At 73.0% G+C, this 14930-nt stretch carries 16 protein-coding genes; 12 read left to right on the top strand and 4 right to left on the bottom strand.

Features of this window, described 5'->3' with window-relative positions:
• Window positions 1–251: 251 nt before the first annotated feature.
• The 6 genes from KZQ38_RS07860 to KZQ38_RS07835 all read left to right on the top strand — a co-directional run bounded on the left by KZQ38_RS07860 (window position 252) and on the right by KZQ38_RS07835 (window position 6231).
• Entirely contained in the window at window positions 252–1067 is an 816-nt protein-coding gene (locus KZQ38_RS07860) for a hypothetical protein (protein ID WP_219439970.1), read from the top strand.
• Window positions 1068–1191: 124 nt separating this feature from the next.
• Window positions 1192–1608, top strand: a complete 417-nt coding sequence (locus KZQ38_RS07855) for a VOC family protein (protein ID WP_219439969.1) — start codon at window positions 1192–1194, stop codon at window positions 1606–1608.
• Between the two features lie 1185 nt (window positions 1609–2793).
• Window positions 2794–3678, top strand: coding sequence for an efflux RND transporter periplasmic adaptor subunit (locus KZQ38_RS07850; protein ID WP_257900961.1), 885 nt, complete (start codon window positions 2794–2796; stop codon window positions 3676–3678).
• Window positions 3675–4373 (top strand): ABC transporter ATP-binding protein, encoded by a 699-nt coding sequence (locus KZQ38_RS07845; RefSeq protein WP_219439968.1) that lies wholly within the window; start codon window positions 3675–3677, stop codon window positions 4371–4373. The genes KZQ38_RS07850 and KZQ38_RS07845 overlap by 4 nt, the downstream gene beginning before the upstream one ends.
• Window positions 4370–5677 carry an ABC transporter permease gene (locus tag KZQ38_RS07840; protein WP_308258301.1) on the top strand — a complete coding sequence of 436 codons (1308 nt, stop codon included), beginning with the start codon at window positions 4370–4372 and terminating at the stop codon, window positions 5675–5677. Before KZQ38_RS07845 ends, KZQ38_RS07840 begins: the two co-directional genes overlap by 4 nt.
• A 77-nt stretch (window positions 5678–5754) precedes the next feature.
• Window positions 5755–6231, top strand: a complete 477-nt coding sequence (locus tag KZQ38_RS07835; RefSeq protein WP_219439967.1) for an EF-hand domain-containing protein — start codon at window positions 5755–5757, stop codon at window positions 6229–6231.
• 3 nt (window positions 6232–6234) lie between these two features.
• Here KZQ38_RS07835 and KZQ38_RS36940 read toward each other — a convergent pair whose 3' ends face one another.
• The 4 genes from KZQ38_RS36940 to KZQ38_RS07815 all read right to left on the bottom strand — a co-directional run bounded on the left by KZQ38_RS36940 (window position 6235) and on the right by KZQ38_RS07815 (window position 9259).
• The gene (locus KZQ38_RS36940) at window positions 6235–6849 is read right to left on the bottom strand and encodes a pentapeptide repeat-containing protein (protein WP_219439966.1); all 615 of its coding nucleotides are present in this window, start codon (window positions 6847–6849) and stop codon (window positions 6235–6237) included.
• Window positions 6850–6882: 33 nt separating this feature from the next.
• The gene (locus KZQ38_RS36935) at window positions 6883–7632 is read right to left on the bottom strand and encodes a phosphotransferase (protein WP_219439965.1); all 750 of its coding nucleotides are present in this window, start codon (window positions 7630–7632) and stop codon (window positions 6883–6885) included.
• 86 nt (window positions 7633–7718) lie between these two features.
• Entirely contained in the window at window positions 7719–8285 is a 567-nt protein-coding gene (locus KZQ38_RS07820; RefSeq protein WP_308258300.1) for a TetR/AcrR family transcriptional regulator, read from the bottom strand.
• Between the two features lie 32 nt (window positions 8286–8317).
• Complete coding sequence (locus KZQ38_RS07815) at window positions 8318–9259, bottom strand: helix-turn-helix domain-containing protein (RefSeq protein WP_219439963.1); 942 nt, start codon at window positions 9257–9259, stop codon at window positions 8318–8320.
• Window positions 9260–9400: 141 nt separating this feature from the next.
• Here KZQ38_RS07815 and KZQ38_RS07810 point away from each other — a divergent pair, with 141 nt between their 5' ends.
• The 6 genes from KZQ38_RS07810 (at window position 9401) to KZQ38_RS07785 (ending at window position 14837) form a co-directional block, all read left to right on the top strand.
• Window positions 9401–10930, top strand: a complete 1530-nt coding sequence (locus KZQ38_RS07810) for a sensor histidine kinase (protein WP_219439962.1) — start codon at window positions 9401–9403, stop codon at window positions 10928–10930.
• Window positions 10918–11556, top strand: coding sequence for a response regulator (locus tag KZQ38_RS07805; protein WP_219439961.1), 639 nt, complete (start codon window positions 10918–10920; stop codon window positions 11554–11556). Before KZQ38_RS07810 ends, KZQ38_RS07805 begins: the two co-directional genes overlap by 13 nt.
• Window positions 11557–11630: 74 nt before the next feature.
• A complete protein-coding gene (locus tag KZQ38_RS07800) occupies window positions 11631–12653 on the top strand; it encodes a hypothetical protein (RefSeq protein WP_219439960.1) in 1023 nt (340 codons plus the stop codon).
• On the top strand, window positions 12650–13426 hold the full coding sequence (locus KZQ38_RS07795) for a hypothetical protein (protein WP_219439959.1): 777 nt from the start codon (window positions 12650–12652) through the stop codon (window positions 13424–13426). The genes KZQ38_RS07800 and KZQ38_RS07795 overlap by 4 nt, the downstream gene beginning before the upstream one ends.
• A complete protein-coding gene (locus KZQ38_RS07790; protein ID WP_219439958.1) occupies window positions 13423–13743 on the top strand; it encodes a hypothetical protein in 321 nt (106 codons plus the stop codon). The genes KZQ38_RS07795 and KZQ38_RS07790 overlap by 4 nt, the downstream gene beginning before the upstream one ends.
• Complete coding sequence (locus tag KZQ38_RS07785) at window positions 13740–14837, top strand: hypothetical protein (RefSeq protein ID WP_219439957.1); 1098 nt, start codon at window positions 13740–13742, stop codon at window positions 14835–14837. The genes KZQ38_RS07790 and KZQ38_RS07785 overlap by 4 nt, the downstream gene beginning before the upstream one ends.
• Window positions 14838–14930: the final 93 nt, after the last annotated feature.

The following is a 14930-nucleotide window of genomic DNA, read 5'->3' as shown; positions in this document are numbered from 1 at the left end:
TCAAACGGCGACCAATGGGTGGGACGCCGTCCGGTGGTTGCGTGATTCCCCTGAACGGCGTACCGGGTTGGTGGTCGGTGATGAAACTTCTCGCAACGGTTTGTTAACTCCGCAGCTCGCGGGTGGTGCCGGTTGATCACCGTCGGTTAACAGCGGGTGGGCGCGCCGAACGTTCCCGAATGGAGGCCCGAATCCTTTCCGGCGCTCGGGCGGTTGTGCGGGTGCACCGACCGATCCGGAAAGGAAGCGGAGTGTCCGGTTACGAGTTCGCGGAGAGCCTGCGCGCCCTCCACGTCGAGTGCGGCAAACCCAGCTACGCGCGGATCCGCGAGCTGGCCGCCCTGCCGCCCGCCACCGTGAGCGAGGTGCTCACCGGGAAGCGGATGCCCAAGGCCGAGTTCGTGCAGGCTTTCGTGCGTGCCGTGCTGCGTCACCGCGACGGTGGTGACCTGCGGCGGCACGACGACGAGGTCGCCCGGTGGCGGCGCAGGTGGCAGCAGGCTGTTCTCCGTCCCCGGCCGACCCCTACCCCGTTGGACCGGGGCCTCGCGGCACGTGACGACGCCGGGCGGCGGTGGGGGGATGTGGAGGTGGGGTGCTTCGCCTTGTACGGGCCGGATGGGGAGGTCGTGTTCATCGGGCAGGCGGAGGGCACCCTGGGCGCGACCGTGCGGGCTCGCCTGGAGCTGCTGCTGGATCCGGTGGCGGAGGCCGAGTTGTGGCCTGCCGAGCCGCGCACCGTGGAGGCGTTGGAGCGTGCCCTCTACCGGCGGGCGTTGGGGGAGAGCGTCCGGTTGCCGCCGTCGCACCGGTTTCCGTTGGGCGGTGATGAGGGGGACGTGGCGATCGCCCGGCAGGCGGAGGAGTTGGCGCGGTTGGCGGCGAGGGTGGTGGACGGGGTGGGGGACCGGCGGGCGCTGGCCGTGGAGGCGACGAGGCTGGCCCGGCAGGCGATCGCGAGATTCGCCCGGTTGAGCGGCCAACCCGCGGCGGAGGCGTCCGCGGACGTGGCGGCGGAGGTGACGGCGGACGTGGCGGCGGAAACCCTCACCCCGGTCGACCACTAACGGTTCCCCGCACTTCCAGTTCCCCGCACTTCCAGTCGCGGGTCGGTGCACTTCCAGTCGCGGGTTGGTCAACCACTTGCGACGATGGCTGACACGTGGAGGGGGCGAGTCAGAGGAGGACCCGATGGCTTCCCGGCTGAACCCGTACATCAGCTTCGCGGGCAATGCGCGCGAGGCGATGGAGTTCTACAAGGAGGTGTTCGGTGGAGCCCTGACCTTGAGCACTTTCGGCGACTACGGCCCACCCGAGGCACCAGAGGCGAACAACATCATGCACGGCCAACTGGAGACCCCCAGTGGCTTCACGCTCATGGGCGCCGACACCCCGCCCGGCATGCCGCACAACCCGGGCGACAACATCACGATCAGCCTGAGCGGCGACGACGCCCCCGAACTGCACGGCTACTGGGACCAACTGTCCGCGGGCGGCCAGGTGACGGTGCCTTTGGAAAAGCAGATGTGGGGCGACGAGTTCGGCGCCTGCGTCGACCGGTTCGGCATCACCTGGATGGTCAACATCGCCGGCACCCAATCCCCGTAACCCACAACCCCACACCTCCCACTCCACCCCTTAGCCCCGCTCCACGCCGCACCCCCAGCGCCTCGCGTGCCACTCACACGCCACCGGCCATCCACGCCTCGCCTCCCGCCCAACACCCCCCGTCCGCCCTTCCGACCAACCACTTCGGGACGCTCGGGTCCCGTGCTGGACTCGTGCTGGACTTCGCCGCATACCGGGCACATCAGGGGACGCAAGCAGCCCGCACCACCGCGGGCTTCCTCATCGCGTGCCGCCGTCGCACCACACAGGCCCGTCGATCGGCAGCGCGCCGCAGCCACACCTGAGCCCAACCCGAACCCGGCCATGTCCATGTCGAACCGTGGCCCATGTCGGACCGCGCACGCCCGGTCGCGAGCCGCGCCCACCGGACGCGCCAGCCCGCCAACCGTGCGACCGGACGCGCCAGCGATGTACGCGGCGCCAATCGCCCACCGAGTCAGACCCCGGGCCACCCCAGCCCCGGGCCGCCCCATGCGCCCCCGACCCACACCTCTCCAGGCCGCGCCGGGCACCGGGCTGGACACTGCCCCGGACCGCACCGACCACGTCAGGCCGACCCGACCGCGGTCTCCGCGAGGCCGTGCCGACCGCGAGCCGCGCCGAGTCCCGCGAAGCACCGCCACTCCGGGCTGTGCCGCGGGCCGCGCAGCCCGGGTCGCGCCACCGTCACCTCGGGCCGCGCCGCCGATCTCTCCGGCCTCTCCTTCGTCCCCGTCCCCCGAGCAACCTCCCGCCACGCATCGGGCTCGCACGCGCCGATCCGAGCGGAGGGGGCCGCCGGGCCGCCGCGCCGTGTTTTTTCACCGGCAACGACCAGCATGGCCGAAAAGTGCCTGGTTGACGCCCCTTTCACCTCATGTAGTGAACCCTCCGCAACAGGTAAACCAGACGGGCCGCCCATCGCATTGGAGATGGGAAGTGGGTGTCGGAACGGAGACAATTCGGCGGAGGTTCGGCGACGGCGCGGCTCGGGAGCAACCCCGTGCGGGGGTGGCGCGTCATGTCGGTAGGTTGGCCGGACCGGCGGATTTTCTGGGTGGGGGTAAATCGGTGTCTCGTTTGGGGCTTGTGGTCGGCGTGGCCGCGGTGTTGGTCGCCGCGCAAGGGTGTTCATCCGGGGGCGGTGAGGCGGCCAATCCCGAATTCGCTCCCCGGGGCACGACGATGACCACCGCCAAACCGTCCCGCCAGGACCTCACCAACAAGGTGAGCCTCACCGGCAAGGTGACGATGAACCCGGTCTTCGGGCTCACCGCGCCCGTGGCCGGCCAGGTGCGCTACTTCGACGTGCCGGAAGCCAAGAGCACGCCGACGAAACCGACGCGCGTCGCCACGGTCTGGGCCGACGGCACGCCGAACTACGTCGAGGCCCCGGCCGGCTCGACGTTCGGCGGCCGGCTGGTCGACGACCGGTCGACGGTGACCGCCGGGATGCCGATCGCCTCCGCCAAGTACGCGGGCTACGGCATCGTCGCCGACCTCAACGGCGAGCAGGCGTACCAGATCTCCGACGCCTCGACGGGCACGATCCGCGCCCAGATCAAGAACGGCCCCGGGCCGTTCGACTGCGCGCTCCTCGGCACGATCGCCGCGCTGCCCGCCGGCACGGTGCCCGCACCGCCGCCGCCACAGCAGCCGGACCAGGAGGAGGGTGCCACGCCGACCGGCAACCGCCCGCCGTCGATGCCCGACCCGCAGCAGTCCAAGGGCGCTTCGGACCCGACCGGCCTGCGACTGGTCTGCACGGCGCCCGACGACGTGAAGCTGATCAACGGCGCGTCGGCCACCCTCGAAGTGGTGACGGCGTCGGCCTCCAACGCGCTCGTGGTCCCGGTGGAGGCCGTGGCCGGCGGGCAGGGCAAGGGCAAGGTGGACGTGCTCGGCGCGGACGGCGCGCGGCAGACCACGGACGTCGTGCTGGGTCTCACCGACGGCAAGGTGGTGGAGATCAAGGAGGGCCTGACCGGCGACGAGACGCTGGCGGTGCCCGGTCCGAACCTGCCGCGCGCGCCGGAGGGCCAGGGCAACCCCGAGGGCGGGTCGAAGTGACGCCGCTGCTCCGGCTCTCCGGGATCACCAAGACGTTGAAGGGTCAGCAGGAACCCCGCACCATCCTGGCCGGCGTGGACCTCGCCGTGCACAGCGGTGAGAGCGTGGCCATCCTCGGCCGCTCCGGGTCGGGCAAGAGCACGCTGCTCAGCGTGATCGGCCTGTTCGACCGGCCGGACGGCGGCGAGTACCTGCTGGGCGACCGGGACATCACCCGCGTCCCGGAGCGGAAGGCGGCGGCGTTGCGCAGCGCCGAGTTCGGGTTCGTGTTCCAGCGGTTCTTCCTCCTCAAGCACCTCACCGCCGCGCAGAACGTGGCCATGGCGCTGGTGAACGGCCAGGGCTGGCTGCCGCGCCGCAAGCGCCGCGCGAAGGTGCTGGCCGCCCTGGAGCGGGTCGGCATCGGGCACCTCGCCAAGCACAAGCCGCCGCGGTTGTCGGGTGGCGAGCAGCAGCGCGTGGCGATCGCGCGCGCCCTGGTGCGGGAACCACGCATCCTGCTCGCGGACGAGCCGACCGGCGCGCTGGACACCGAGACCGGCAACCTGGTGGTGGAGGCGTTGCGCGCCACGACGGACCGGGGCTGCGGCCTGGTGCTGGTGACGCACGACCGGCACCACGCGGCGAAGATGGGCCGCGTGCTGACGTTGTCCGACGGCCTGCTGCGCCCGACCCCGGAGCGGGTGGTCGTGTGATCCGGCTGTCCGGGCGGCTGCGGTCGTCGGTGATCATCGGCGGGCAGGGGATCCGCGCGCGGAAGCTGCGCACGTTCCTGTCCATGGTGAGCTTGTTCATGGGCGTGCTCGCGGTGGTGGTGGTGCAGGCGGGCTCGGAGATCGCGAACCGCGCGATGCTGGAGGACGTCGAGCTGTCGCAGGGCAAGGACGGCACCCGGCAGCTCTACCTGCCCCCGGAGGGCGGGGCGGTGGAGACGACCCTGGAGGTCGTGGCGGGCCGGTCCGACGCGGTGGCGCTGACCAACGCGACGGCGATCATCGGCGAGCCGGGCGTGAAACCGGTCAACGAGGGCGGCGGCCCGGTGGACCAGCCGGGCGGTTACGGGCCGCGGATGTTCTGCGACCAGAACGGCTGCCACGAGATCGACGATGGCACGCGGGGTTCACCCAAGGGTCAGGCGATCCAGCTCGAACTGGTGGGCATGACCGGTGACATCCGGGCGTTCCGCCCGTTCCGCCCGAGTTCCGGCAAGTGGCTGGACTTCGGCGGTGAGCCGTCGCTCGCGCCGCGCCTGGTGCTGAACAAGAAGGCGGCCGACGCGTTCGAGCGGTACCGGGTGCCCGCCGAGATGCGGGTGCAGGGTTCGGACGTGAACGCCACACCGCAGATCGTCGGCGTGGTGGACGACGGCGGCTTCATGCCCGCCGCGTACGTGCGGTCCGACGAGCTGCGGAACTGGTTGCCGGTGCGGGACATGGCTTCCGGGGACAGCGGACCGGGGCTGCGGGTGATGCTGTCGCCGAGTGCCACGGACGTGGAGCACACGCTGCGGGCGCGGCTGGTCGCGAGCGGCACGCCGGAGGACCGCATCCACTTCAACACCATCAACTCGTTGGAGCGCATGTCGTCCCAGTTGACGTTGATGCGGTGGATCTTCCTCGGCATGGCGGCGCTGGTGCTGCTGATCGGTGTCGCGGGCATCCTGAACGTCGGCCTGGCCACGGTGGGCGAGCGCATCGAGGAGTTCGCGTTGCGCCGGGCCGTGGGCACGCCACGCCTGCTGCTGGCGGGCATCGTGCTGGCGGAGACGTTGCTGACCGGGTTGTTGACGGCCGCGGCCGCGATCGGCGCGGGTGTGGTGGCGTTGCGCGTGGGCGGTGACATGTTCGGGTCGCGCTACCCGTCGCTGAGCGGGGTGGAGTTCCCGTGGCAGGCCGGTGTCGCGGGTGTCGTGGCGGGTCTGGTGGCGGGCGTCCTGGGTGGCCTGATCCCCGCGATCCGCGCGGCGCGCATCCCGATCGCCACGGTGATGCGGGCGTGAGGCGGTAACCGGATCGGCTCGGACTGCCCGGCGCGGGCATGGGTGCGATGCTGTCCCCTCGGGGGAGGGGACAGCTCATGGGTGCCGGGTTGCACGTGAAGCTCGCGCGGCGGTTCGACCTGTTCGACGCCAACGACGACGGCGTGGTGCGGCGGCGGGATTTCACGGGCACGGCGGAGCGCCTGGTGCGGCGGTTCCGCGTGCCGCCCGCACCCGCGGAACGGGTGCGGACCGCCTACGAGATGGTGTGGCTGTTCGTGGTCGCGAGCGGCGGTGCGGACCGGCAGGTGGAGCGGGCGGCTTTCGCGGCGGGCGGTGCGGAGTTGGCGCGTCGCCTGGGCGCGGCGGACGTGGTGGCGTTCCGGGAATGCGCGTCGGGCGGCGCGGGGCACGTCGTGGAGTTCGTCGTCGCGCTGGGCGCGCACCCCGGTGACGCTCCGCTGATCCGCGCGGCACTGGAGCCGCACGGGCCGTGGTTGCCGCCGGAGGCGGTGGGGCGGTTGGTGACGGCCTTCTTCGCCGACGACGCGCCGTCCGGGCTCTACGGCCGTTGACCGTCAGCCGATGCGCAGCCCGAGCGCCACGGCGATGGTGAGCGCCTGGTCGGGTTCGATGCGGGCCCCGGCGAGCTTCACCGCGGTCGGGTCGATGCCGGTGAGGTCGGAGCCGCGCAGGTCGGCCTTGCTGAAGTCGGCGTTGTGCAGCCACGCCTCGGACAGGTCGACGTGAGTGAACTCGGCGCCCTGGCAGCGGGCGCCGGTGAGGTCGACGTCCTGCATCCGGACTCCCCGGAACGAGGCGCGACGCAGGTCCAGGCCCGGCATCCCGGTGAACGACCAGTCGCCGCCGACGACCTTGAGCAGGTCGAAGCTGCCGCCGTCGAACATGCTGCCGACCAGCTTGCAGTCGGTGAACGCGGCGTCGAAGAACTCGCACCGGATGAACGTGCAGTTGAGGAACGCCGCCTCGGTGTGCGTGGAGGCGTTGAACTCCACGCCCCGGAACACGCACTCGGTGAACGTGGAACCCCGGTTCGCGAGGTCGGCCATGTCGACGTCCACGAACTCGGTGCGCTCGTGCTGCTCGCCGGTGATGTCGTTGGTGGTCCAGTCCCGGTCGCGGACGGTCCGGTCGGTGCTGGGCGTCGGGACGCCTCTTCTTCGTTCGGCCACGGGAGGACTATTCCACCCGGGAGCGGTGCGGGCTCACCCCACCACGACGCGGTCCCAGGTCGCCCGGTGGGCGACGAGGTGCGCGATGTCCCGCCGGTAGAGGTCGGCGTGGCCCTCGGCGATGTGCCGGGCGAAGGCGGCCTCACCGCCGGCCGCGGCGGCGTGCATGAAGTCGACCAGGGCGTGCAGGCGGGGCGCGACGGCGTCCACGACGTCGCGCCGTTCACCACGCGTGCGGCCGTAGGCGTCGAGGAACAGCCGTGCCCGGCGGGCTTGTTCCGCCACGGGTGGGGCGTCCTCTGTGGACATGGGTGCGAACCGGTAGACCGCGTGCGCCAGGTCCCAGGACCGCGGCCCGGGGTGGGCGGCGTCGAAGTCGAACACGCCGGTCGCCGCACCGCCCTGGAACACGCAGTTGTAGGGCGCGAAATCGCCGTGGCACACCACCTCCACCGGTTCCACGACCGGGAGCCGCCACCGGAGCGCGGTGGCGCCGGGCAGATCGGCGGTGGCGTCGTGCACGCGGCGCAGGAGCTTCGCGGCGCTCACCACGGCGCGGTCGGACCGCGCGTGCTCGGGGCCGGTCGCGCCGGGCAGGAACGTCAGCACCTCGCGGCCCTGGCCGTCCACGCCGTGCCAGCGGGGCACGCCGCGCACCTGCGCGCCGGCGAGACGGGCGAGCAGCCACTGCACGGCCTCGCTCCACGGACCCACGGGCCGCCGCACGGTGGGCCCGATCCGCACCACCTCCGCGGTGCCGCCGGTGAACCACTCCTCGTCCACCGCCCCGACGCTAGCGGACGTCCGGGTGGCGGCGAACCGAATTAGCGGGTGTCGTGACTGATCGGTCACTCACCTGGGGGACGCCGTCAGTAGTGGCGGATGCCCGCGGCGAGGGTGCGGGCCCACGGCGCGTCGACCCCGGTGGCGTCCACGGCCATCACCAGGTGGCACAGCATCCCGCGGGCGAAGAAGTCCTGCACCCGTGCCTCGTCCGCGCCGGACACGCCACGCACGTACTCCACGGTCCGCGCGTAACCGCGTTGCAGCACCTCGCGCACGGCGGGTTCGGAGATGGCCGCGCACTGGGCGTGCATCTGCACCAGCAACAGGGCCTGGTCCTGCGCGATGAGCCGCGCGTAGACGTCGCTCATCGCGGCCAGGACGGCTTCCGGCGAACTGCCCTCCGCACGCGCGACACCGTCGCCAAAGCACTCCCGGATGCGGGTGAAGCAGCGCTCCACCACGGCCAGGAACAACGCTTCCTTGTCGGGGAACAGCCGGTACACGTACGCCTGGGAGATGCCCGCGGCCTTCGCGACCTCGCCGGTGGTCGTGCCGAAGTAGCCCTTCGCGCCGAACGTGCCGAGCGCGGTGCGCAGCACCGTTTCCCGGCGTTCTTCGGCGGTGGAGAGGCGGCGTTCGGCGGCTGGCACGAGATTAACCAATCACTCACAGTCGGCCGGTGTCAAGCCGTGCACCAGGTCTGCCGGTAGTCGGTGGGCGACATGCCGTAGGTGTCGCGGAACAGGCGGCTGAAGTGGGCGGCGTCGGTGAAACCCCAGCGGGCCGCCACCACGTGCACCGGCTCGTGCCGCGCGGTCAGGTCGTGGCGGCTGCGCTCCAGCCGACGCCGGCGTATCCACGCCGCCACACCGGAACCCTGGCCGGCGAACAGCCGGTGCAGGTGCCGGGTCGAGATGTGGTGCGCGGCGGCGACCACCGCCGGGCTCAGCCCGGGATCGGCCAGGTGACCGTCGATGAACACCCGCACCTGCGACACCAGCGCGTTGTCGTGCGCGCCCGGCGGCAACCGCGCTTCCACCCGCCGCGCCAGCAACGCGGCCAGCAGGTCCAGCGAGATGCCCGCCAGGCGGGTGGCGTGCTCGCCCGTGCCGCCCGCCGCCAGCTCGCGCAGCGAACCGGCGAGCAACGCGCCGACACCCGCGTCGCCCGGCAGGCACGTGGCGAGCGCCTTCTCCACCTGCGCCGGTGGCAGGCACAGCAACGACTTCGGGAACTGGAGCAGCACCCGGCCGCCACGCCGCGCGCCGGTCCAGCCCAGGAACGGGCGCGACGAGTCGTAGAGCGTCATCTCGCCCGGCGCGAGCATCACCTCGCGGCCGTGCTGCGCGACCCCGAACCCGCCGTCCCGGTCCAGCAGCAGGTAGTAGCGCTCCGGGTCGTGGCGGCGGATCAGCCGGGGCGTCCGCTCCGTGCGCAGCGACGGCACCGTCACCTCGGCCAGGCGCACCGCGCCGAAGTCCAGGCAGTGCGCGTCGGCGCGGAAGTCCGCGGCCTGGTCCGAGCGCATCGCCATGGGCGCCAGGGACCGCTCGGCGATGCGCCGCCAGAACGCGAACCGCTCGGCCTTCGGCAGGTCCTCGGTGTGGTACTCGGCTTCGATCACGCGTCGTCACCCCCGGCGTGCGCCCGCCGCTTCCCCCGGCGGCGTCGCCGATCCATCGTTACCGAAGGGGCCGGACGGGCGTCAACCCCGCCGGCGGTCGGCGCTGCGGCCCGCACCCGCCCGGCCGCTACGTTGGACGCCATGCTGCTGACGACCGCGGTCCTCGCGGTGAGCGCGGTGTACGTGACCGCGGGCGCGTTCAGCCGCAAAGCCCAGCCGCGCAACCGGATCGGCCTGCTGCTGGTGCTGGCGGGCGTGCTGTGGTCGGTCGACCGCCTGTGGGACGGCCCGGCGTTCGCGCACCACCTGGTGGCGAAGTCGTGGCCCGCGGTGCTGGGGCACCTGGTGGTGGCGTTCCCGACGGGGCGGCTGCTCACCGCGCCGCGCCGCGCCGTCGTGTTGTCCGGGTACGCGGCGGTGGTGCTCGTGACGGCGGCGGCGCGGTCGCGGGAGGAGTGGGCCTACGTGGTGCGTGACGCGGAAACCCCGCTCACGGTGGCGATCGGGTCGGCCATGCTCGGGTTGCAACTGCACCGCTGGACGTGCAGCAGCCTGGCGCAGCGGCGCACCCTGACCGCGATGCTGGGCGCGTCCGTGGTGGCGGTGCTGGTGTTCGCGGCGTGGCGGCCGGTCGAGCGGGCCGGGTTGAACCCGCCCGTGGTGGCGTTGATGCTCGCCCTCACCGGCATCCCGCTCGCCTACCTCGCGGGCCTGTTGCGCCGCCGGGTGGACCGGGGTGGGGTGGCGGACCTGGTGGTGCGCCTCAACGGGCAGGGGCCGCGGGCGGGTGTGCGCGAGGCGTTGGCGGCGACGTTGCGCGATCCCGGGCTGCGCGTGGGGTACTGGGTGGCGTCGCAGCAGCGGTACGTGGACGCGTCCGGCGCGCCCGTGGTGGCGGACGGTTCCCGGGTGCAGACCCGCGTGGACCGCGGCGGGTCACCGGTCGCCCTGCTGCTGCACGACCCCGGGCTGGACGTGGAACTCGTGGACGCGGCGTGCGCGGCGGTCGCGCTGGCGCTGGACAACGAGCGGCTGACCGCGGAGCTGCGTGCCCGGCTGCGGCAGCTCGACGAGTCGCGTGCCCGGCTGGTGCGCGCGGCGGAGGCGGAGCGGCGGCGGTTGGAGCGCGACCTGCACGACGGCGTGCAGCAGCGGCTGCTGTCGGTGGCGATGACGCTCGGGCTGGCGGAGGCGCTGCCGCCGGAGCGCGCGCGGGACCTGGTGGGCGAGGCCAAGTCCGCCGTGCTCGCGACCATCGAGGACGTGCGGGCGGTGTGCCACGGCATCCTGCCGCCGGTGCTGGCCGAACGCGGGCTGCACGGCGCGGTGCGCGAGCTGGCGGCGCTCGCCGACCCGGCGGCGGAACCGGTGGTGGAGCTGGCCGGACCGGTGCCGCCGCAGGTGGAGACGGCGGCGTACTACGTGGTGGCGGAGGCGTTGGCGAACGTGACGAAGCACGCCGGGGCCACTCGCGCGCGGGTCGTCGTCACGACCCGCGCCGGCACCCTGGAGGTGCGGGTGGACGACGACGGGCGCGGCGGCGCGGACGCGCGTGGCTCCGGGCTGCGCGGCCTGGCCGACCGCGTGGCGGCGACGGGGGGTTCGCTGGCGGTGCTCAGCGTGCCGGGCGAGGGGACGAGTGTGCGGGTGGTGCTGCCGTGCGGGTCGTGATCGCGGAGGACTCGACGCTGCTGCGGGAGGGGCTGGCCCGCCTGCTGACCGAGGCGGGTTTCGCGGTGGCGGCGGCCGTGCCGGACGCGGACGGCCTGGTGGCGGCGGTCGACCGGTACCGGCCGGAGGTCGCGCTGGTGGACATCCGGATGCCGCCGACGCGCACCGACGAGGGGCTGCGCGCCGCGGTGTCGCTGCGTCGCCGGTACCCGGCGACGGGCGTGCTGGTGCTGTCCCAGTACGTCCAGGTCAGCTACGCGGCGGAACTGCTGGACGAGGGCGCGGACGGCGTGGGCTACCTGCTCAAGGACCGGGTGTCCGACCTGGCCGAGTTCACCGCCGCGGTCCGCCGCGTCGGCGCCGGCGGCTCGGCGTTCGACCCGGCGGTGGTGGCCCGGCTGATCGGCAGGCGGCGTGGCGGCGACGACCGGCTGACCGAGCGGGAGCGGGCGGTGCTCGCGCTGATGGCGGAGGGCCGCACCAACCAGGCCATCGCGTCGCGGCTGCACATCGCCGAGCGCACCGTGGAGAAGCACTGCACCGGCATCTTCACCAAGCTCGGCCTGTCCGCGAGCCCGCACGACCACCGCCGCGTCCTGGCCGTCCTGCGTTACCTCAACGGATAGGTGCGGTTAACCGCACCACGAGCGGGTGGTGGCACGGTTCCGGCGCGGGCGACCGGACCGGGAACCTCGTCCGCATGGTGCAACAGGAGCGGATCAGGGCTTCGTACCGCACGGACCTCGTCACCGTGCTGCTCGGCACGTGGTTCTCGCTGGGGCTGTTCCTCGACGCCTGGGCGCATTCGAACGTGCCCGAGCTGGAGACGTTCTTCACGCCGTGGCACGCGGTCTTCTACTCGGGGTTCGCGGCGACGGCCGCGTGGGTCCTGTGGGTGGTGTGGCGCAACGTGCAGGAGGGCAGGCGCGGCCTCGCCGCGGTGCCCGAGGGGTACGGGCTCGCGGTGCTGGCGCTGCCGGTGTTCGCGGTGTGCGGGTTCGGCGACTACCTGTGGCACACGTTCATCGGCATCGAGCAGGGCATCGACATCCTCTACAGCCCGACCCACCTCGGCCTCATCACGTCGATGATCGTCATCCTCACGACGCCGCTGCGGGCGTTGTGGTCGGACCGCGCGGTCGTCGCCCCGTCGCTGCGGCGGTTCCTGCCGGCGGCGCTGGCGTTGTCCTTCAGCACCGCGTTGGTTTTGTTGTTCGTGCAGTACGCCGATGCGACCGTCTACGGGCCGCAGGGCGTGTTGCGGTCGTTCAGCTTCGACAAGGCCCAAGGCGGCTCGGCCGCGGCGAACCGGCTCGCCGCCGCCATCACCATCACCAACCTGGTGCTGCTCGCGCCGCTGCTGCTGGCGGCGCGGCGGTTCCGCCTGCCGATCGGCGTCGCCACGCTGCTCCAGGTCGTCGTGGCGCTGCTCAGCACCGCCGTCGCCAACTACGAGAACCTGGGCACGGCGGCGGCTTTCGTGTTGTCCGGTGTGGTGGTCGACGTGCTGCTGTGGTGGTTGCGGCCGTCCGAGGAGCGGTTGCGCGAGTACCGGGTGTTCGCGTTCACCGCACCGCTGGCGACGTGGGTGCTCTTCTTCGCGGCGGCGGGGATCGGGGCGGGCGCGTTGCCGAGCGTCACCGAGATGTGGACCGGCGCGCCGCTGGTCGCCGCGCTGCACGGGCTGCTGCTCGCGGTGGTGCTCGTGCCGACGCGCCGGTGAGGGTGTTGCTGCTGGTGCTGGTGCTCCTGCTCGGCGCGGCGCCACCCGCGCACGCGCACGCCGGCGGCCTGACACCGCAGGACCACCTCAGCACCGTGACCGGGGTGGAGCCGCCGTTGCCCGGCGTGACCGCGCGGATGGTCAACCACGGCGCGCAGTTGGAGATCCGCAACGACGGGCCCGTGCCGCTGGAGGTCGCCGGCCGCACCGTGCGGCCGGGCGAGGTGTGGCGGTTCCGCGACGACCGCACCACCGCGCCCGAGTGGGAGGTGCCGCTCGGCCCGGCGGTGGTGCGCGGGCGGGTCGACGTGACGCCCGGACCGAACCCGCTGTGGTGGTTGGCGGCCACCCTGGGCATAGCGGTCGCCGCGTTCCAGTTGAAGCGCGCCAAGGGGTTGCTCGCTGCCGGGGTGCTGGTGGTGACGGCGGGCAACGTCGCGCACGCCGCGGGGTCGACGCTCGCCGTGACCGGTGAGCCGTTCGTGCCGCTGCTGGCGGGCGCGAGCGGGGTCGGGCTGGTGTGCTGGCCGCTCGCCGTCGTCGCCGTCGTCGCGGCGGCACGCGGCAAACCCGCGGCGGCGTTCGTCGCGGCCGTCGTCGGCGCGATGCTGGTCGTGGCGGGCATCCCGGACTTCGACAGCTTCCGCTTCTCGCAACTCCCGTTCGCCGGTCCGGCCGACCTGGACCGGTGGCTGGTCGCGCTGACCCTCGGCGGCGGGCTGGGCCTCGCCGCCGGCGGGTTCTCGTTCATGAGGAAGGAAATCGCCCGGTGATCAGAGTCCTGCTGTGTGTGTTGCCGCTCGTGGTGGCGGCGTGCTCGTCCCCGCCCGCCGCGCCGCCCGGACCGCTGGAGCTGGCGTTGTCCGCGGACGAGCCGTCGCCGCACCGGGTCGACGTCGTGCGCGGTCAGTCCGTTGAACTCACCGTGTCCAGCGGCAAACCCGTCGACGTCCACGTGCACGGGTTCGACGTGCTGGCCAAGGCGGAGCCGGACAAGCCCGCCGTGCTGGCGTTCGTCGCCGACGAGACCGGCACGTTCGACGTCGAGGCGCACCCGGACACGCTGCTGGTGCAGTTGGTGGTGCGGTGACGGCGGTCCTCGCGCACGGCGTCGGCGAGCGCCACGACCTGCCGCTGCCGCTGGACCTCGTGCTCCAGGGCGCGGCGGTGGCGTTGCTGGCGTCGTTCCTCGCGTTGGGCGTGCTGTGGCGACAACCCCGGTTCACCCCGCGGCCGGCGGGTCCGCCACGCGAGTGGTGGCCGTTGCGGGTCCTGGTCCTGCTCGCGTTGCCGTTCGTGCCGGCGAACGCCTGGCCGCACCTGGTGTTCGTGTTGTTCTGGGTGGGGGTGGCGGTGGCGTCGGTGCTGTTCGGCCCGGTGTGGCGGGTGGTGAACCCGTTGCGCCTGGCCGCGCGGTGGTCGCTGAGCCGGCCGTACCCGGAGCGGCTCGGCCACTGGCCCGCCGCGGCGGGCCTGCTCGTCTTCACGTGGGTGGAGCTGGTGGAACCCGGTGCGCTGCCGTGGTTCCTGGTCGGGTACGCGGTGCTGGGCGTGGCGGGCGGCGTGGTGTTCGGGCCGGTGTGGTTCGAGCGGGCGGACGGGTTCGAGGTGTACTCGACGTTGCTGGGCGCGTTGTCCCCGGTGCGCGGCAACCCGTTCCGGGCGCTGGCCGCGGTGCCCGTCCGGCCCGGCCTGGTGGCCGTGGCGGCGGTGTGCCTGGGCTCCACGGCGTTCGACAGCATCGGCTCGACGCCCGCGTGGGCGCGGTTGTCCCCGGTGCCGCAGTGGGTGGGCCTGGTCGCCGCGGTCGGTCTGGTCGCGGGTGGCTACCTGCTGGCGTGCCGGGCGTTCGGCGGCGCGCTGGCGCCCACGCTGCTGCCGATCATCGCCGGTTACGTGGTGGCGCACTACTACTCGCTGCTGGTGGTGGAGGGGCAGCGGGCGGTGGCGTTGCTGCTCGGCCGGACCGACCACGTGCCGGACACCACCCTCGCCGGTCCGGTGACCGTGGCCTGCGTGCAGGTCGTGGCCGTGCTCGCGGGACACCTCGTGGCCGTGGTCGCCGCGCACGACCGCTCGCTGCGGCTGCTGCCGCCCGAGCGGCACCTGACGGGGCAGGTCCCGCTGCTGCTGCTCATGGTCGGCTACACGGCGGGAGGGCTGGCGCTGCTGTTCGCCGGGTAACACGACGGATGGTCACCGGAATGGTGAAGCCGGCGGACACGGTCGGGCCAAGCCGCTCGCCCGACCGGCGGTACAGGACCGCATTCGCGCGGA

The organism is Saccharothrix obliqua, from assembly GCF_019375475.1.
Lineage (GTDB): Bacteria > Actinomycetota > Actinomycetes > Mycobacteriales > Pseudonocardiaceae > Actinosynnema > Actinosynnema obliqua.
Note: the sequence above shows the minus strand (reverse complement) of the source record. Positions and strands in the feature narration are given on the sequence as shown.